A 17,713-nucleotide genomic window follows, 5' to 3' on the forward strand; every position below is an offset into this window, starting at 1 on the left:
AACTTTATGAATAAAATACCATCAGCTACAAAAAATAGAGATAATGTAAATTCATTTTATTAATGGAGGGCGTTCCATGAATAGGAAGGTATCAAAATTTAGTACATGGATGTTAATTATCTCCTTGGCATTTTCTATGTGGCCATTTATGGGTAATCATTCAAAGGTTAATGCTTTTTCTAACCAAGTTATCCAACAAGGTGCAGTAGGTGATGATGTTATTGAATTACAAGCGAGACTTCAATATTTAGGTTTTTATAATGGGAAAATTGATGGTGTTTTTGGTTGGGGAACTTATTGGGCACTAAGAAATTTCCAGTATGAATTTGGATTGCCTATTGATGGTCTTGCTGGTCCAACAACAAAGGCAAAATTAGTAAAAGCATCGAAATATAATGCGGCATTTGTAAAGGATCAAATAAACAAAGGAAATAAATTTACTCACTATGGAGGAGTTCCAGTTGAGAACCAGTCAAAAAACAACAAAAACAATACGACAGCTACTAATCAAGCAAAAAAAACGACTCCAAAACCTGCCGGTAATTCAAGCACAAAACCAACTGCCGCAAATGTTCCTAGTGGGTATTCACAGAATGATATTCAACTAATGGCAAATGCCGTGCATGGGGAAGCTCGAGGTGAGCCGTATATCGGTCAGGTAGCAGTTGCAGCTGTCATTTTAAACCGAGTTCAGAGTGCCTCATTTCCTGATACAATTTCTGGAGTCATTTTTGAACCTAGAGCATTTACCGCTGTTGCAGATGGACAAATTTGGTTAACACCGAATGAAACTTCAAAAAAAGCAGTCATAGATGCGATTAATGGTTGGGATCCTACCGGAAATGCCATATATTATTTTAATCCGGCGACAGCAACAAGTAGTTGGATTTGGGGCAGGCCACAAATTAAACGAATTGGTAAACATATTTTTTGTAAATAAGGGGGGAATCCTTTGATTAGAGGAATCTTAATCGGTTTATTATCCTTGGGTGTTGCGGGAACAGCTATTTGGGGATACCAAGAGCACCGTGAAAAAAATGCTGTATTAATAAATGCTGAAAATAATTACCAAAGGGCATTTCATAACTTAAGTTATCGCATTGATTTATTAAATGACAAAATTGGGACAACTTTAGCGATGAATTCTAGAAGCTCCCTTTCCCCGGCATTAGCAGATGTATGGAGAATTACTTCAGAAGCACATAGTGATGTAGGGCAGTTACCGTTAACCTTACTGCCATTTAATAAAACCGAGGAGTTTTTGGCGAAAATTGGTGATTTTAGTTATCGTACAGCCGTTAGAGATTTAGACAAGGAACCATTAACGGATGAAGAATATAAACATTTAAAAACCTTATATAAGCAATCAGGTGAAATACAAAATAGTTTGCGAGAAGTCCAACATTTAGTCATCAAAAATAATTTGCGTTGGATGGATGTTGAGCTTGCCTTAGCGACAAATGAACCGGGGGACAACACCGTTATTGATGGCTTTAAAACGGTTGAAAAAACAGTTTCGGAATATGATGAGGTAAATTTAGGACCAGCATTTACTAATTTACAAGAAAAGGATGAGAATTTTAGAAACCTCAAAGGGCCAACCATTAGTAAAAAAGAAGCGCTAAAAATAGCCCAAAAATATTCAAATCTCAAAAATGGCAAGGTACAGGTTGTTGAAAATGGTGATGGCTCCAAATATGGTTTCTACAGTGTTTCTATTCTTGAACAGAAATCGGGTTTAGCAGCCAATATGGATATTACGAAAGTAGGAGGATATCCAATTTGGTACATTATGTCTAGAGATATTAAAAAAGGGACGCTTGGTTTAAATGAAGCCTCACAGAAAGCGATAAAATTTCTAGGTGATAATGGCTTTAAAGACTTAGATTTATTTGAAAGCTCACAATATGACCATATCGGGGTATTTACCTTTGTTAGTAAAGTTGGCGATGTGCGGGTTTATCCAGACTCTATTAAAGTAAAAATTGCTTTAGATAATGGTGATATGATCGGGCTAGCTGCTGGTGAATACTTGAAATCTCATCGAGAAAGAAAAATTCCCCAGCAGCCATTAATCTCTGAAAAAGTGGCCAGAACAAAAATAAATCCAAATCTTGATATACAACAACACGGCTTAGCAGTAATAATGAATGATTTAAATCAAGAGGTTTTCTGTCATGAATTTCTAGGTACTTTGGGGGACGATACTTATCGGATATTTATCAACGCTGAAACTGGATTTGAAGAGAAAGTAGATAAGCTTCAAAATGCAGAACCAATCTATGAGGATGTTCTATAGAAAAAAGAAGGATTTTAGGTGATTATAAAAAGAGAACTTTCTCCATAATGGTATTAAAAGATACTGGAGTGAATAACGGATGAAAAATTTAGAGAGGATATTAATTAAATTAATTGCGATACAATTTATTTTTTTAATCATCTCGCAAATATTCTTTCATCATTATAATTTTCTTCCTGAACTAAAAGTAATTACCCAATATGAGGGTGTGGGGAATGGACAATATGGAGAAGTACTCGAAACTCTCGGCAGGTAATTTTACCTGCCGTTTTTATTTATTTAAATAGTTATTTCACAAAAAAAGGTTCAAAATGAAGAGAGTTTTACTAAATATATGATAAAATAAAAAAGATGACTGTTATCGATTTGTTAGTAGTCAAGATTTTTTGTGGAATAGTAGGAGGAAATATGACAAAGAATATCTCGATTGCGATTGATGGGCCAGCGGCAGCAGGAAAAAGTACTGTTGCAAAAATCGTCGCGGAAAAATTTTCATACATATATATTGACACTGGTGCCATGTATCGATCCATTACCTATAAAGCACAATTGGATGATATCAATTTAGACAATGAACAGGCGCTTAATCAATTACTAAAAAATACGAAAATTGAACTTTTCCCTGGGACAGACGGGCAACGCGTGATATTGGATGACAATGATGTCACAACTGAAATTCGCACATCGGAGGTAACTAATTGTGTTTCCATAGTTGCTAAACATAAACTAATCCGAGAGGAAATGGTTAAAAGGCAACAGGAGTTAGCAGCTAATGGTGGAGTTGTCATGGATGGAAGGGATATTGGTACTTTTGTTTTACCAAATGCAGAAGTAAAAATTTTCCTTCTGGCTAGTGTGGAAGAAAGAGCTCAAAGGCGTCATCTTGAAAATATTCAAAAGGGCTATCCGTCTGATTTAATAAAGCTAAAAGAAGAAATTGCTACTAGAGATAAAATTGATTCAGAGAGAGAAGTTGCTCCCTTAAAGAAAGCAAAGGATGCAGTAGAAATTGACACGACATCTCTTTCCATACAGGATGTAGTTGATCGAATTGTCAAGATATCCCTTGAAAGGATGGCTGCATTATGAATCTATATCCGATTGTTAGATCAATTGTCAGTGGATTTTTGAAACCTTATTATCGAATTGAGACAATTGGTATAGAAAATTTCCCGAAGGATGGTGGGGTTCTTCTTTGTGCAAACCACATTGATAATTTAGATCCCCCAGTAGTAGGGATTACTGCTCCCAGACCCGTTTATTTTATGGCGAAAGAGGAGTTGTTCACATTTCCGATTATTGGGAAAATCGTTCCTCATTTAAATGCTTTTCCTGTTAAACGAGGGATGAGTGATCGGGAAGCATTAAGAAAGGGGTTAAATGTCTTAAAGGAAGGTAAAGTCTTGGGCTTATTTCCGGAAGGAACTCGAAGCAGAGATGGTCAATTGGGTAAGGGGTTAGCAGGTGCAGGGTTTTTTGCTTTGCGTACCGAAGCCCAAGTAGTTCCGTGTGCTATTGTAGGTCCCTATCGTGGGTTTAAACGGTTAAAGGTTATATATGGAAAACCTATTCCAATGGAAGAATTGCGAACTTCTAAAGCATCTGCAGAGGAAACGACAGAAGTAATAATGGGTACCATTAAGGATCTAATCGAAAAACACCAAAAGTAATTAACCCTATTGCTTGACAAAAACAACTTTTTGTAAGAAGTTAATTAATGAGTTATTTAAAAATTCTTATTTTTTTAGCAACAGCCTTAATATATAAACATTAACCTGGTTTGAGATTAGGAGGAGTACTAATGACTGAAGATTTAAACCAAGTAGAAGTAAGAGAATTTCAAGTAGGAGACAAGGTAAAAGGTCAAGTAACAAAAGTGGAGGAAAAGCAGGTTCTAGTAAACATTGATCATTGCAAGCTTGATGGAATTATACCAATTAGTGAATTATCTAGTCTACATGTTGAAAAAGCCTCTGATGTAGTTGAAGTTGGGGACGAGCTTGACTTAGAGGTAACAAAAGTGGAAGAGGATGCATTAGTTCTTTCGAAACGAAAAATTGATGCAGAGAAAGCTTGGGATGATTTAGCTGATAAGTTTGAAAAAGGTACCGTCTTTGATGCACAAATTAAGGATGTTGTTAAAGGTGGCCTTGTGGTTGATTTAGGTATTAGAGGATTCGTTCCTGCATCTTTAGTAGAAGCTCACTTTGTTGAGGATTTTACAGACTATAAGGATAAAACACTTTCATTTAAAATCGTTGAATTAGATAAAGAAAAAAATCGTGTCATTCTTTCCCACCGTGCTGTTGTTGAGCAGGAAAAGGGAAAACAAAAACAAGCATTATTGGACTCCGTTCAGCCAGGAAAGGTTGTAGAGGGGACTGTACAACGAATTACTGATTTTGGTGCCTTCGTTGATATTGGAGGTATTGATGGCCTTGTTCATATTTCTCAACTATCCCATCAACATGTAGACAAGCCTTCTGATATTCTTGAAGAAGGACAAAAGGTGAAAGTTAAGGTTTTGAGTGTTGACCGTGACAATGAGCGTATTTCTCTTTCTATAAAAGAAACGCTGCCGGGACCATGGGCAAACATTGTTGAAAAAGCCCCAAAAGGAAGTATTTTGGAAGGAACTGTGAAAAGACTTGTATCCTATGGTGCATTCGTCGAGGTTTTCCCTGGAGTAGAGGGATTAGTTCATATTTCACAAATTGCTCATAAGCATATTGCCACACCTTTCGAGGTTTTAAAAGAAGGGCAAACAGTAATGGTAAAAGTCTTAGAGATTAATGAAAATGAGCAACGTATTTCGTTAAGTATAAAAGAATTGGAAGAAAAAGAAGAAGAATTTGAAAAGTACGAACTTCCAGAAGAATCCAAAGGATTTCAGCTAGGTGAAGTAATCGGTGATAAATTAAAGAATTTACGAAGCTAATATGGTGATAGAATGACCAGGGCTAGAAGAAAATGGGAACATATTAAATATGCTCTAAGAGAAAATGAAATCGTTCATGGTTTAAATGATGTTTCATTTGTTCACCAAAGCCTGCCAGATTCATCCTTTAAGGATATTAGTATTGAAAATCGTTTTGGCGAACTTTCATTAAGTTCGCCAATTTTTATCAATGCTATGACAGGTGGCGGTGGCGAAAGAACGGCAGAGATTAATGGTAAATTAGCCCTTATTGCGAAGGAATTGGGTCTCGCTATGGCTGTAGGCTCTCAAATGGCTGCAATAAAGGACCCATTTGAAAAAAACAGCTACCAGATTGTTCGGAAAGTAAATCCCTTTGGGCTTATTTTTGCAAATCTAGGAAGTGAGGCAACTGTTGAAGAGGCAAAGTATGCCATCGACATGATTGAGGCAAACGCCCTTCAGATTCACTTAAATGTGGTTCAAGAAATTACGATGCCAGAAGGGGACCGAGATTTTCAGGGAGCATTACAAAGGATTGAAAATATTGTTAAGCGCATTTCGGTTCCGGTCATTGTAAAAGAAGTAGGGTTTGGCATGTCAATGGAAACAGTAGAAAAGCTATACTCCATTGGAGTTTCTTATGTTGATATTGGCGGATTTGGAGGAACTAATTTTGCATCAATTGAAAATTCTCGTCGTGAGGAACAACTTATATTTTTTAATGATTGGGGTATTCCAACTGCTGTTTCAATCGTAGAAGCCAGAAGTGTATCAAGTACAATCGCAATATGTGCTACTGGAGGGATTAATAGTAGTTTAGATTGTTTGAAAGCACTTGCTTTAGGTGCCGATGCAGTTGGAATGGCTGGTTTCTTTTTGAAAAATGTGATCCAATATGGAATCGAAGAAACCATTTCCAAAACAAGAAGTTTCCAAGATGAATTGAAATTCATGATGCTAGCATTAGGTGCCCAAAATATAAAATCCTTACAAGCAACCCCTATAATCATTTCAGGCAAAACGCATCATTGGCTAAATGAACGAGGTATCGACACAAAAAAATACAGCCAAAAAAGATAAAAAAACTCTCTAAAATTAGAGAGATTCAGACTGTAGACAAACTCGGAGAATTTCGAGTGTGCTGCAGTCTTTTTTCTATTAAAATAAATTTATACGCTAAAGAATCGTTGATTTCCGCGAAGGGCGAACGCTTTCCGCGGGGTGTGCCTTGAGCCTCCTCAGTCGCTATGCTCCCTGCGGGGTCTCAAGGCGCACACTAGTCCCGCAGGAGTCGTCGCCCTTCGCTCCAATCAACTAATTTTCTGAAAAAACTTTGTAAAGGATAAACAAACCAAATAGTTTGCTTATTCGTTTTCATACTGCCACCGATTAAAAGGGATTTGTGATAGGTTAAACAGGTTTTTGAGTCAATTATTGCAGGATACTAAGTTGATTGGAGCGGATGGCGCTTGACTCCTGGGGGATTAGTGGTTCAGGCGAGACCTAGGTAAAATGCTCCTCAAAGAGGGAGCATTTGTACCCCGCAGGAGCGATAGCGACGAGGAGGCAGGCGTTCAGCCCCCCGGAAAGCTAGCGCCTGGAGCGGAAATCAACGATTTCACCAGCAATTTCAATTAAAAATGACAAAAAGACATCGAGAGTGTGTATTCTCAATGTCTTTTGTCAACAATCTGAGCTCTCTAAAATTAGAGAGTTTTTTGCCTTCTTTAAAAGCTATCTTTTCCATCGTTTAATCTTCGAGCTTCTTCTGGACTTTGTAGTTTAGTTGCGCCATCGAAATGAAGGGCTTGGTCGCGGTCAGACTCTACTCTACGACTCTTTTTCAGTTTTTTTTCTTGACGATCTTTTCCCACCGTAACACCTCCTATCTTTAAGATGATAAATTCTTAATAAATTATGCGTAAAACGATTAAATTACCATGCTATTAACCATACTTAAAGTGAGGAGGGCTGTTATGGAAGGCTTGTATTTTTATGGCTTTGTTTGGTCTGTTTGGATTGTTATGACATTTTTAATAAAAAAACAAGTGAAATATCGATTGCCACTTGCATGTTTCACGCTTATTGGAATCACGATTTCACCGTTTTATTTTAAAATTGGTAATATTTCCATAAGTTATATCTCTATTTTTATTCTTTTAGCTATATTTATTAGGGTTGGATTCTTTTCTTTCAAAAATAAATCATATTTTTTTATTTGTTCACTTATTATCGCAATAGGGTATGGTGCTTTTTTATTACTTGAGTTATTTGATCCGATTTGGGTTATCTTCAAAAGAGAGTGGTTACTAGCTTTTTTAGTCTCTTTCCTTTCAGTTCTTCTCCAAGATAAACTTCCATGGAGACTTACGATTGTTTTAACAGGTCCTATTTATGGAGATATTTTATTTGCTATTGTTATTAAACAATTTTCTTTTCCATACTTGATTGGATCGATGGAAATGCTAGATGTATGTTCTTTGGCTGCAATGATTATTCTTAGTTGGGAAGGAATAAAAATATTAATTACCTACTTTGAACATCTTTATCAATCAATTGAAAAGGGGAAACAAAAAACAACATGAACGAGTATACCTATCCAATTTTGTTTGGGGTTATTGTCGGAACTCTAAGTCGAATTTACATGTTACGTACTGATTATCGCCAATATCCTACTTACCTTCATGGGAAAATTATTCATGTTGCATTAGGATTCATTGCCGCGGGATTGGGTACGGTCGCCATTCCATCCATAATGGAGCAGGAATTTACGGCGGTTACCTTTTTAACGTTGGCTGCATCTCAATTTAGAGAAGTCCGTAATATGGAGCGTAATACATTGACTCAACTTGATGGTTACGATCTTGTACCGCGTGGAACGACCTATATAGAGGGAATTGCAGTTGCTTTTGAAAGCCGAAACTATTTAGTTATTTTCAACTCATTTGTTTCAACGTTTGCCTATTTAGTTTTTAATATTTGGGTGGCGATTATTGTTGCTATTGTGGCAATGCTAATTTCGCAAAGATTAATGTCAGGAGGAAAACTGAGTGACATTGTTGAGATTGAGCATGTACCATTGAGATTTGAAGGTGCAGGACTATATATCGATAATATCTATATCATGAATATTGGACTTCCAAATAGGCAAAAGGAAGTGCTTAAATATGGAATGGGTTTTATCTTAAAACCGAAAAACTTCAATGCTCGATCAACAATTGCAAATTTAGGGCAACGCCAGGCCATACTCCATGATGTTTCGACTGCTTTAGGAGTTTATCGAGACTCAGGTACTCCAGCATTGGTTCCATTAGCGAAACGTGATTTAGATGATGGAAGAATCGGTGTATTTGTTCTGCCACAAGAAAAAAATATTGAACTAGCAATGAAAATCATTGGTGATGTTCCAACCTTGGAAAATGCTATTCGAATGCCAACGGAAAGGAATAAAGAAGTAAAAAGAGGCGAGGCAAATGGTGATTGAAAAATACATTTTAGCAGTAGTTACGACCAACTTAAAAAAAGCCCCGATGGCACCTGCAGTTTTTCATTGTGATACGAATGTAGAAATGGAAACACTTGCGGCTAGTTTAGAAGCAATATTAGATGGAATTGCTCACGCTTTATCAGAAGAGTTGTATATTATCGTCAAACACTAACGGTAAAGATTGCATGTTATGGATTTCATTGATAAACTAGTATAGTTGTGCCCTTCTAATATGGAAGGGTTTCTTTTTATAATTGAAATAATAACCTTTATTTGAGAGGGTGAAGATGATGGTAAAACCTGTAGTGGCGATTGTTGGACGTCCGAACGTAGGGAAATCGACTATTTTCAATAGAATTGTTGGAGAGAGAATATCGATCGTGGAAGATATTCCAGGTGTTACACGAGACCGAATTTATAGCTCGGGTGAATGGTTAACCCATGATTTTAATATTATTGACACAGGCGGTATTGATATAGGGGACGAGCCTTTCCTGGAGCAAATACGCCAGCAAGCGGAAATTGCTATTAATGAATCAGATGTAATCATTTTTTTGACAAACGGACGCGAAGGGGTTACAGCTGCTGATGAAGAAGTAGCAAAAATCCTATATAAATCAAAAAAACCAGTAGTTCTAGCAGTGAATAAAATAGATAATCCCGATATGAGGGATCAAATCTATGATTTCTATGCTTTAGGATTCGGTGAACCTTTTCCAATTTCCGGTTCACATGGATTAGGTCTAGGTGATTTATTAGATGAAGTAGCGAAGTTTTTCCCTAAACAAACGAAAAATGATTACGAAGATGATATGATTAAATTTAGCTTAATCGGCAGACCAAATGTTGGAAAATCTTCGTTGGTAAATGCCATTTTAGGTGAAGAACGAGTCATTGTAAGTGATGTAGCAGGTACAACTAGAGACGCGGTTGACTCTGTTTATACCTATCATGGACAAAAATATGTCATTATTGATACTGCGGGAATGAGAAAAAAAGGAAAAGTATATGAAAGTACCGAAAAGTATAGTGTACTACGAGCTTTAAGGGCGATTGAACGTTCTGATGTTGTTCTAGTCGTAATTAATGCAGAGGAAGGAATTATTGAACAAGACAAAAAGATAGCCGGTTATGCACATGAAGCTGGCAGAGCAGTAATTATTGTCGTTAATAAATGGGATGCTGTAGAGAAAGATGAAAAGACGATGAGTATCTTCGAGGAAAAGATTCGTGATCATTTCCAATACCTTGATTACGCTCCAATTGTATTCCTTTCAGCAAAGACGAAAAAACGCGTCTTGAATTTATTGCCATTGATTAACACTGTGAGTGACAACCATGCTTTACGAGTTCAAACGACAGTTTTAAATGATGTCATAATGGATGCAGTGGCTATGAATCCAACGCCAACGGATAATGGACGTAGGTTGAAAATTTACTATACAACTCAAGTTTCCGTAAAGCCACCGACCTTTGTCGTATTTGTTAATGAACCTGAGCTGTTGCATTTTTCTTACGAGCGTTTCCTTGAAAATCGCATCCGTGATGCCTTTGGTTTTGAAGGAACACCAATCAAAATTTATGCGCGTGAAAGAAAATAGAAAATCTTTTCTGAAAAAAATTTAAAGGTTGTGATTTTATGCAGCAAACCAATAAGAAAGTCGCTGTTCTTGGAGCGGGAAGCTGGGGTACAGCTTTAGCGATGGTACTGGCTGATAATAATCATGAAGTACGTTTATGGAGCCATAATCCATCTCAAGTTGAGGAAATAAATACCAAGCACCAAAATCACAAGTACTTACCAAATATTGAATTACCAATAGGAATAAAGGCCTACTCTTCTTTGGATGCAGCGATAACTGATACTATCAATGTTGTATTAGCAGTTCCTACTAAAGCGATTCGTGAAGTGGTTAGTAAGTTAAGGGATTTACAACCGAAGGAGCCGTTAACAATTGTTCACGTTAGTAAGGGGATTGAGCCTGATACACTGTTAAGAATTTCAGAAATGATTAAAGAGGAATTACCAAGGGAATATTTAACTGAGGTTGTTGTACTTTCAGGACCAAGTCATGCTGAAGAAGTCAGTTTAAGACACCCGACAACAGTAACGGTTTCTGCCGAAAATATGAAAATTGCAGAAGAAATTCAAGATTTATTTATTAATCATAATTTTCGTGTCTATACGAACCCGGACGTCATTGGGGTGGAAATCGGTGGTGCCCTAAAAAATATTATAGCCTTAGCTGCAGGGATTACTGATGGTCTTGGTTATGGCGATAATGCAAAAGCCGCCCTGATGACTAGAGGGCTTGCTGAAATCGCCAGATTAGGAACCAAGATGGGAGCAAGTCCACTTACATTTTCAGGCTTAACGGGAATTGGAGATTTAATCGTAACTTGTACGAGTGTCCATTCGCGAAATTGGCGTGCTGGTAACCTATTGGGAAAAGGCCAAAGCCTTGATGAGGTACTCGATAATATGGGAATGGTTGTAGAAGGAGTGCGCACTACTAAAGCAGCCCATCAACTTGCCAAAAAGTTTGATGTAAAAATGCCGATAGCCAATGCTTTGTATGATGTCTTGTTTAATGGTGTTTACCCAAAGGATGCCGTTGATCATTTAATGGCTCGTGATAAAACAAATGAAATGGAAGATCTAGTCATTGCTCTTGGGGTACGAGGGAATGAAGAATAGAAACATTTTTTATCGTTTTATAGGCATTAGAGGATACGAAATAGGGTTCCCATGCATACAATGCAACGAAGCACACTGGTAACTTGAACCGTGTGGGTCATTTAGTCATAATAGGCCGAAGAAAAGTAAACGCCCCTTCTTTTCTTTGGTCTTTTTGTTTAAACCTTTTCTTACCTATGATATAATAACCAATGCATTAAAAGGGGGATTAGTATGTCAGAATCTTTAATGAAAATGTGGATTTCCCTTGCAGGTATGGGATTCATGTTTTTAGCTCTTATATTAATTTATTTTAGTCGGTTCAAGCTAAAAGGCTTTTTTAAGATTATCACCGGAATACTAGCTTATTTATTTATGATTCTTTCAGGGATTATCATATTATATGTTGTATTAAGTGGTCCTACTGGATAACAACTTTTAAAGGATTGAAAAGAATGAAAAAGAAGCTTATTATGTTGTTGACTATCTTTAGTGTTTTATTAACCGGTTGTATGTATCCTGAAGGCGAATTAACTAAAAATCAAGTTCCATACGCTGATCAAATTTCAGTAGTTCAAACAGCTGTTAGTCAATTTCAAAAGGATAATGATGGTATTTTGCCAATAAAAACGAAAGAAGCGAATACTCCAATATATCAAAAATATCCGATAGACTTTGAGAAAATTGTTCCACGCTATTTGGCAGAATCTCCGGGAAATGCCTTTGAAAAAGGTGGTATTTTTCAGTATGTCTTAATCGATGTCGAAACAAATCCGACAGTTAGACTTATTGACCTGAGAGTTGTGGATACGATTAGAGAAATTAAAATGCGTATAAATGCGAATGGGGGATACCCACCGTATAAGGATGAGGTCGGTAAAAATGTTTATTCCCTTGATTATACAAAATTAAACTATAAGGAAGAACCTTTTACAGTTAGTCCATTTACAAATGTCAATTTACCGTTCGTTGCTGGTTCAGATGGGGAAATTTATGTCGACTATCGGATGGATTTATATAAACTGATTAAGGAACAGAAACCAAAATTGGAAGTAAATCAAGATATTCGCCATATCCTAGTAACAGATTCTATGTTTGTACCTGCTTATTCCTTACCCTATACATACGATGAGGAAACTAAAGAACCTATTTTTTATTTTGATGGAATCAAGAAATAACCGTGATTTCACATTTTAATTTTGTCATAACCCTTCAACTACAAAATATATTGTAGGAGAAGGGTTTTTTCTTTTTCTTATGAAATACCATTGTTTGGTAAATGTTGTCTAGTAATTAAATAATTATTAATCATAGGGAAGAAAAAATTTTTTCAAGTTTAGTCATAAGAACATAGGACAACATCATAAGTATATACTGTCCAACAATACCTAAAAGGATATAGTTTATCCGTGATTTTAGTAGATGATCGGGAGGGGATCTCTTGGAAAAGGTTGATATTTTTAAAGATATTGCTGAGAGAACAGGCGGCGATATCTATTTCGGAGTAGTAGGTGCCGTTCGTACTGGAAAATCAACATTTATTAAAAAGTTTATGGAATTAGTAGTATTACCGAATATGTCAAATGAAGCCGAACGAGCTCGGACACAGGATGAACTGCCGCAAAGTGCTGCCGGCAAAACCATTATGACGACTGAGCCTAAATTTGTGCCAAACCAGGCTGCTACCGTTCATGTAAGTGAAGGTTTAGACGTTAATATCCGATTGGTGGATTGCGTAGGATACACGGTTCCAGGAGCCAAAGGATATGAGGATGAAAATGGTCCAAGAATGATCTCGACCCCATGGTATGAGGAGCCAATCCCTTTTCATGAAGCGGCTGAAATTGGTACTAGAAAAGTGATTCAAGAGCACTCCACAATTGGTGTAGTGATTACAACTGATGGTACAATCGGTGAGCTTCCTAGAAGCAGTTATGTTGAAGCAGAAGAACGTGTTATTAACGAACTGAAGGAAGTCGGAAAACCGTTTATTATGATTGTGAATAGTGTACAGCCTCATCATCCAAATACTGAGGCACTACGAACGAATTTAGCTGATAAATATGATATTCCCGTAGTTGCAATGAGTGTTGAAAGTATGAGGGAATCAGATGTATTAAACGTTCTGCGTGAAGCCTTATATGAATTCCCGGTTATTGAAGTGAATGTTAATCTTCCTAGCTGGGTAATGGTGTTACGAGATAATCACTGGTTACGCTCAAGCTATCAAGAAGCTGTAAAAGATACGGTGAAAGATATTAAGAGGTTACGTGATGTTGATAGAGTTGTCCACCAATTCAGTGATTATGAATTTATAGAAAGAGCTGGGTTAGCAGGCATTGAAATGGGTCATGGGGTTGCTGAAATTGATTTATTTGCCCCAGATGAATTATACGATGAAATTCTGAAAGAAATTGTTGGTGTTGAAATAAGAGGTAAGGATCATCTTCTTGAGTTGATGCAAGACTTTGCACACGCAAAGACTGAATACGACCAAATTTCAGATGCCCTAAGGATGGTAAAGCAAACAGGTTATGGGGTTGCCTCGCCGTCGCTTGCTGATATGAGTCTAGAAGAGCCTGAAATCATTCGCCAAGGAGCAAGATTTGGAGTTAGATTGAGAGCCGTTGCCCCGTCCATTCATATGATTAAGGTCGATGTGGAATCGGAATTTGCTCCAATAATTGGAACAGAAAAACAATCCGAAGAATTGGTTCGATACTTAATGCAGGATTTTGAAGATGACCCACTTTCGATTTGGAATTCTGATATTTTTGGGCGTAGCCTTAGCTCCATTGTTCGTGAGGGAATTCAGGCAAAGATATCCTTAATGCCGGAAAATGCAAGATATAAATTAAAAGAAACATTAGAGAGAATTATTAATGAGGGTTCTGGTGGATTAATTGCCATCATTTTATAAAAATCTTCCGGTTGAAGCTTCCAAAAGGAGGCTTCTTTTTGTTTATATACCCTGAAAAACCATGTATTAATCTGTAAATATTTCACAAAAATGTTTCAGTTAAGAAAAGATTGCCATTATTTCTTGAAATTTTCTTGATAACCTTAAATGATTGTGATAATCTACTAACAGAATTAGTGCTAGAAACGTTTGAAAGCTTGTTGTGAAAGGGTTTTTGCCCTTTTTATTATATTTTCTCCAAAATTAGCACAATAATTCTAGTGTAAGGTATAGAAATATGAAAAAGTGTTTAGAAATGTAGGTAGATACCTATTTTCTGATTATGACCCTTTTTTTGGGAGGAGGTGAATGGCATGAACAAGACAGATTTAGTAAATGCAGTGGCTGAAGCTAGTGAAATTTCCAAAAAAGACGCTACTAAAGCGGTTGATGCTGTTTTTGACTCTATTTTAGAAGCACTAAAAAATGGAGATAAGGTACAATTAATCGGTTTTGGTAACTTCGAAGTTCGTGAGCGTGCTGCCCGTAAAGGCCGTAACCCACAAACAGGTGATGAAATTGATATCCCTGCAAGCAAAGTACCAGCATTCAAACCAGGTAAAGCGCTTAAAGATGCAGTTAAATAATTACATACCTACTGCTTAAGCCAGGATGAAGCTAAAAAAGGCCATGGAGACCATCCTGGCCTTTTTCCTTTTATTATCCTTTTATTAAACAAGATTAATACAAATGGTTTTTCTTTTTGCTACATTTCTGTAGGTTATGTTAATATGAAATAGTGATTAAAAGGCGTTATTTTCGTAGGGGGCACAGTCATGGTTCAAATAAATCTTACCCAAATAGAAGAAGCTGTAAGAATGATACTTGAGGCTATAGGTGAGGATCCGAATCGCGAAGGTCTAATGGATACACCAAAGCGAGTAGCAAAAATGTATGAAGAGGTTTTTGCTGGATTAAACCAAGATCCCAAGGAATATTTTGAGACGATATTTGGAGAAGAACATGAAGAGCTTGTATTGGTTAAAGACATCCCCTTCTACTCCATGTGTGAACACCATTTAGTTCCATTTTTTGGTCAGGCCCATGTTGCTTATATACCCCGCAATGGAAAAGTAACCGGATTAAGTAAATTGGCTAGAGCGGTTGAAGCTGTTTCGCGAAGACCACAACTTCAGGAGCGGATTACCTCAACCATTGCTGATTCCATCATGAAAACTCTCGAACCACATGGTGTCATGGTAGTTGTTGAGGCTGAACATATGTGCATGACGATGAGAGGGGTAAAAAAACCAGGGGCTAAAACGATAACTTCGGCCGCAAGAGGAGTTCTAACTAATGATGCACAAGCTAGAGCTGAAATTATTAGCCTTATAAAAAAGTAATTCTTCCTTGAAATGATCATAACCTAGGGGTTGTCTATATCTTATGGAAAATAAAGTATTATCTGGAGATTATATTGTTATTAAGGCAAATGATGACGGGGTTAATGTAATTGGTCTTACAAGGGGATCAGATACAAGATTTCATCATTCGGAAAAACTGGATAAAGGTGAGGTCTTGATTGCCCAATTCACAGAGCACACCTCAGCAATTAAAATTAGAGGCAATGCTAAAATTTATACTTCTTATGGCGAAATTGAAAGTGAAGCAAAAAAATAAAAACAAATTAAGCGCCTAAAATAGGCGCTTACGCATTTTTTTTTTGTCAAAACGGAAAACTAGGGTAAATTCAAATTATGTAACTTTTAGTAAACATACCAAACATAGATTTTTTTATGGTATAATGAGGACTGCCTTATTGTGAAAGGCTTAAATAAAATACTTGGCAGATTTTTCGCTCACTAAAAGCAAGGGTGATATTATTGCAACAAATACAATCAATTATAATGGATATGAAGGATACGATATATCAGAGAATCTCTCTACCATATTTACAACAGTATATTCACACCCCAACTCTTGATGAAGATAAGCTTCTATTTACTATTTCAGTGCTTAGCAATCATGGTTTAACAAAAGAACAAATGGAAGAATGTGTAGTTACATCAATGTTGGTTCAAATTGCCCTTGATACCCATGAACGCGTCACAAATTCCTCAATTGGTGAAGAGAAAGAAAACTCCTTAAAACAAAGACAGCTAACGGTACTTGGTGGGACCTATTTTAGTAGCCTATATTATAAAATATTATCTGAAACGAGTAATATTACGATGGTTAGGGTTCTTGCTGAAGGAATAAAAGAAATTAATGAACATAAGATTATTTTTTACAATAAGGATTCTTTAGAAATAGACAAATTAATGAATTCTGTTATGACTTTAGAATCAGGATTAATCAATAAATTGGCTGACTACTTACAAGAAAGTATCTGGAAAGAAATCGCCTCCCATTTTCTTTTTATTAAGAGGCTTTTGCATGAAAAAGAACGCTTTGACAAGAGCGAGGATTCATCTGTATTAATTGATGGACTAAGAAAAATTGTTTTTCCAAAAACAAATCAAGTAGCTGACCTTTCAACTGAACAAAAAAAATATTTACTTGCCATTTGTGATCAATACATTGAGCATTCCATTCATATTTTTGAAAAGGGAATAAATAAAATCCCACTTATTAATGATTATGTGAAAACAAGATGGTTTCATTTAATTAAACAATATGCACCCATTGCAAAAACATTTGTGGAAGAGGGTTAGAATTTATGCAACAATCCAAGGAAGAACGCGTCCATCATGTATTTGAAAAAATATATGATAATTACGATAAGATGAACTCTGTTATTAGCTTTAAACAGCATATTCGATGGCGGAAAGATACAATGAAACGTATGGGTGTTAAGCCCGGATCAAAAGCTCTTGATGTTTGCTGTGGTACGGCTGATTGGACGATTGCACTTGCTAACGCTGTTGGACCAAAGGGTGAAGTAATAGGTCTGGATTTTAGTGAAAATATGTTAAAAATTGGTCAAAAAAAAGTAGAAGAATTAAATTTAAAACATACAAAGCTTATTCATGGTAATGCGATGGAATTGCCCTTTAAAGATAATTCCTTCGACTATGTAACAATTGGTTTTGGTCTTAGAAATGTTCCTGATTATCTGGAAGTTTTAAGAGAAATGAACCGAGTGTTAAAGCCTGGTGGTATGGCCGTATGTCTAGAAACATCTCAGCCAACCATGATTGGTTTTAGACAGCTTTATTATTTGTATTTTCGTTTCATTATGCCAGCTTTTGGTAAAGTTTTTGCGAAAAGTTATCAAGAATATTCTTGGCTACAAGAATCTGCAAGGGATTTTCCCGGAATGAAAGAATTGGCGAAAATGTTTGAAAATGCAGGTTTTAAAAATGTCTACTTTAAACCATATAGTGGTGGAGTAGCTGCCGTTCATATAGGTTATAAGGAAAAGTAATGTT

At 36.5% G+C, this 17,713-nt stretch carries 21 protein-coding genes; 20 read left to right on the plus strand and 1 reads right to left on the minus strand.

Annotated elements, in window-relative coordinates; all coding sequences use genetic code 11:
• The first annotated feature begins 109 nt into the window (after positions 1-109).
• The 7 genes from sleB (at position 110) to fni (ending at position 6,299) form a co-directional block, all read left to right on the plus strand.
• Positions 110-940, plus strand: coding sequence for a spore cortex-lytic enzyme (gene sleB, locus ACX9YW_RS04170; protein WP_460342363.1), 831 nt, complete (start codon positions 110-112; stop codon positions 938-940).
• Between the two features lie 12 nt (positions 941-952).
• Positions 953-2,299 carry a germination protein YpeB gene (gene ypeB, locus ACX9YW_RS04175; RefSeq protein WP_460342175.1) on the plus strand — a complete coding sequence of 449 codons (1,347 nt, stop codon included), beginning with the start codon at positions 953-955 and terminating at the stop codon, positions 2,297-2,299.
• Between the two features lie 79 nt (positions 2,300-2,378).
• Entirely contained in the window at positions 2,379-2,555 is a 177-nt protein-coding gene (locus ACX9YW_RS04180; RefSeq protein WP_460342177.1) for a YpfB family protein, read from the plus strand.
• A 152-nt stretch (positions 2,556-2,707) separates the two neighbouring features.
• Positions 2,708-3,388, plus strand: a complete 681-nt coding sequence (gene cmk / locus ACX9YW_RS04185) for a (d)CMP kinase (RefSeq protein WP_460342180.1) — start codon at positions 2,708-2,710, stop codon at positions 3,386-3,388.
• A complete protein-coding gene (locus ACX9YW_RS04190) occupies positions 3,385-3,969 on the plus strand; it encodes a lysophospholipid acyltransferase family protein (protein ID WP_460342183.1) in 585 nt (194 codons plus the stop codon). The genes cmk and ACX9YW_RS04190 overlap by 4 nt, the downstream gene beginning before the upstream one ends.
• A 131-nt stretch (positions 3,970-4,100) precedes the next feature.
• Positions 4,101-5,237 (plus strand): 30S ribosomal protein S1, encoded by a 1,137-nt coding sequence (gene rpsA, locus ACX9YW_RS04195; RefSeq protein ID WP_460342186.1) that lies wholly within the window; start codon positions 4,101-4,103, stop codon positions 5,235-5,237.
• A gap of 12 nt (positions 5,238-5,249) precedes the next feature.
• Complete coding sequence (gene fni, locus ACX9YW_RS04200; protein ID WP_460342189.1) at positions 5,250-6,299, plus strand: type 2 isopentenyl-diphosphate Delta-isomerase; 1,050 nt, start codon at positions 5,250-5,252, stop codon at positions 6,297-6,299.
• A gap of 647 nt (positions 6,300-6,946) precedes the next feature.
• On the opposite strand, the gene ACX9YW_RS04205 is transcribed toward fni, so the two are convergent.
• Entirely contained in the window at positions 6,947-7,093 is a 147-nt protein-coding gene (locus tag ACX9YW_RS04205) for a YpzI family protein (protein ID WP_460342192.1), read from the minus strand.
• Between the two features lie 102 nt (positions 7,094-7,195).
• Between ACX9YW_RS04205 and ACX9YW_RS04210 the strand changes: the two genes are divergently transcribed.
• The 13 genes from ACX9YW_RS04210 to ACX9YW_RS04270 all read left to right on the plus strand — a co-directional run bounded on the left by ACX9YW_RS04210 (position 7,196) and on the right by ACX9YW_RS04270 (position 17,709).
• Positions 7,196-7,804, plus strand: coding sequence for a YphA family membrane protein (locus ACX9YW_RS04210; RefSeq protein WP_460342195.1), 609 nt, complete (start codon positions 7,196-7,198; stop codon positions 7,802-7,804).
• Positions 7,801-8,703 (plus strand): YIEGIA family protein, encoded by a 903-nt coding sequence (locus tag ACX9YW_RS04215; protein ID WP_460342198.1) that lies wholly within the window; start codon positions 7,801-7,803, stop codon positions 8,701-8,703. The genes ACX9YW_RS04210 and ACX9YW_RS04215 overlap by 4 nt, the downstream gene beginning before the upstream one ends.
• The gene (locus ACX9YW_RS04220; protein WP_460342201.1) at positions 8,693-8,878 is read left to right on the plus strand and encodes a capping complex subunit for YIEGIA; all 186 of its coding nucleotides are present in this window, start codon (positions 8,693-8,695) and stop codon (positions 8,876-8,878) included. Before ACX9YW_RS04215 ends, ACX9YW_RS04220 begins: the two co-directional genes overlap by 11 nt.
• A 118-nt stretch (positions 8,879-8,996) precedes the next feature.
• Positions 8,997-10,307 (plus strand): ribosome biogenesis GTPase Der, encoded by a 1,311-nt coding sequence (gene der, locus ACX9YW_RS04225; protein ID WP_460342366.1) that lies wholly within the window; start codon positions 8,997-8,999, stop codon positions 10,305-10,307.
• Between the two features lie 38 nt (positions 10,308-10,345).
• On the plus strand, positions 10,346-11,404 hold the full coding sequence (locus ACX9YW_RS04230) for an NAD(P)H-dependent glycerol-3-phosphate dehydrogenase (RefSeq protein WP_460342204.1): 1,059 nt from the start codon (positions 10,346-10,348) through the stop codon (positions 11,402-11,404).
• Positions 11,405-11,617: 213 nt separating this feature from the next.
• Positions 11,618-11,815, plus strand: a complete 198-nt coding sequence (locus tag ACX9YW_RS04235; protein WP_460342207.1) for a DUF2768 domain-containing protein — start codon at positions 11,618-11,620, stop codon at positions 11,813-11,815.
• Between the two features lie 23 nt (positions 11,816-11,838).
• Positions 11,839-12,561, plus strand: coding sequence for a YphF family lipoprotein (locus ACX9YW_RS04240; protein ID WP_460342210.1), 723 nt, complete (start codon positions 11,839-11,841; stop codon positions 12,559-12,561).
• A gap of 263 nt (positions 12,562-12,824) precedes the next feature.
• Complete coding sequence (gene spoIVA, locus ACX9YW_RS04245; protein WP_460342213.1) at positions 12,825-14,303, plus strand: stage IV sporulation protein A; 1,479 nt, start codon at positions 12,825-12,827, stop codon at positions 14,301-14,303.
• A gap of 353 nt (positions 14,304-14,656) precedes the next feature.
• The gene (locus tag ACX9YW_RS04250; protein WP_460342216.1) at positions 14,657-14,929 is read left to right on the plus strand and encodes an HU family DNA-binding protein; all 273 of its coding nucleotides are present in this window, start codon (positions 14,657-14,659) and stop codon (positions 14,927-14,929) included.
• Positions 14,930-15,118: 189 nt separating this feature from the next.
• A complete protein-coding gene (folE, locus tag ACX9YW_RS04255; protein WP_460342219.1) occupies positions 15,119-15,685 on the plus strand; it encodes a GTP cyclohydrolase I FolE in 567 nt (188 codons plus the stop codon).
• Between the two features lie 43 nt (positions 15,686-15,728).
• Positions 15,729-15,962: a trp RNA-binding attenuation protein MtrB gene (mtrB, locus tag ACX9YW_RS04260; protein ID WP_460342222.1), complete on the plus strand. Its 234-nt coding sequence runs from the start codon at positions 15,729-15,731 to the stop codon at positions 15,960-15,962.
• Positions 15,963-16,156: 194 nt separating this feature from the next.
• Positions 16,157-16,996 (plus strand): heptaprenyl diphosphate synthase component 1, encoded by an 840-nt coding sequence (locus ACX9YW_RS04265; RefSeq protein ID WP_460342224.1) that lies wholly within the window; start codon positions 16,157-16,159, stop codon positions 16,994-16,996.
• A 5-nt stretch (positions 16,997-17,001) separates the two neighbouring features.
• Complete coding sequence (locus ACX9YW_RS04270; protein ID WP_460342227.1) at positions 17,002-17,709, plus strand: demethylmenaquinone methyltransferase; 708 nt, start codon at positions 17,002-17,004, stop codon at positions 17,707-17,709.
• Positions 17,710-17,713: the final 4 nt, after the last annotated feature.

The sequence above is a fragment of the Pseudoneobacillus rhizolycopersici genome, from assembly GCF_054786815.1.

What these genes read in the sequence shown, in the direction of transcription:
- ACX9YW_RS04240 (WP_460342210.1), top strand. Translation starts at nt 11,839, where the DNA reads ATGAAAAAGAAGCTTATTATGTTGTTGACTATCTTTAGTGTTTTATTA.
- ACX9YW_RS04235 (WP_460342207.1), top strand. Translation starts at nt 11,618, where the DNA reads ATGTCAGAATCTTTAATGAAAATGTGGATTTCCCTTGCAGGTATGGGA.
- ACX9YW_RS04230 (WP_460342204.1), top strand. Translation starts at nt 10,346, where the DNA reads ATGCAGCAAACCAATAAGAAAGTCGCTGTTCTTGGAGCGGGAAGCTGG.
- ACX9YW_RS04190 (WP_460342183.1), top strand. Translation starts at nt 3,385, where the DNA reads ATGAATCTATATCCGATTGTTAGATCAATTGTCAGTGGATTTTTGAAA.
- ACX9YW_RS04210 (WP_460342195.1), top strand. Translation starts at nt 7,196, where the DNA reads ATGGAAGGCTTGTATTTTTATGGCTTTGTTTGGTCTGTTTGGATTGTT.
- fni (WP_460342189.1), top strand. Translation starts at nt 5,250, where the DNA reads ATGACCAGGGCTAGAAGAAAATGGGAACATATTAAATATGCTCTAAGA.
- rpsA (WP_460342186.1), top strand. Translation starts at nt 4,101, where the DNA reads ATGACTGAAGATTTAAACCAAGTAGAAGTAAGAGAATTTCAAGTAGGA.
- mtrB (WP_460342222.1), top strand. Translation starts at nt 15,729, where the DNA reads ATGGAAAATAAAGTATTATCTGGAGATTATATTGTTATTAAGGCAAAT.
- sleB (WP_460342363.1), top strand. Translation starts at nt 110, where the DNA reads ATGTTAATTATCTCCTTGGCATTTTCTATGTGGCCATTTATGGGTAAT.
- ACX9YW_RS04180 (WP_460342177.1), top strand. Translation starts at nt 2,379, where the DNA reads ATGAAAAATTTAGAGAGGATATTAATTAAATTAATTGCGATACAATTT.
- folE (WP_460342219.1), top strand. Translation starts at nt 15,119, where the DNA reads ATGGTTCAAATAAATCTTACCCAAATAGAAGAAGCTGTAAGAATGATA.
- ACX9YW_RS04220 (WP_460342201.1), top strand. Translation starts at nt 8,693, where the DNA reads ATGGTGATTGAAAAATACATTTTAGCAGTAGTTACGACCAACTTAAAA.
- ACX9YW_RS04270 (WP_460342227.1), top strand. Translation starts at nt 17,002, where the DNA reads ATGCAACAATCCAAGGAAGAACGCGTCCATCATGTATTTGAAAAAATA.
- ACX9YW_RS04215 (WP_460342198.1), top strand. Translation starts at nt 7,801, where the DNA reads ATGAACGAGTATACCTATCCAATTTTGTTTGGGGTTATTGTCGGAACT.
- cmk (WP_460342180.1), top strand. Translation starts at nt 2,708, where the DNA reads ATGACAAAGAATATCTCGATTGCGATTGATGGGCCAGCGGCAGCAGGA.
- ACX9YW_RS04250 (WP_460342216.1), top strand. Translation starts at nt 14,657, where the DNA reads ATGAACAAGACAGATTTAGTAAATGCAGTGGCTGAAGCTAGTGAAATT.
- der (WP_460342366.1), top strand. Translation starts at nt 8,997, where the DNA reads ATGGTAAAACCTGTAGTGGCGATTGTTGGACGTCCGAACGTAGGGAAA.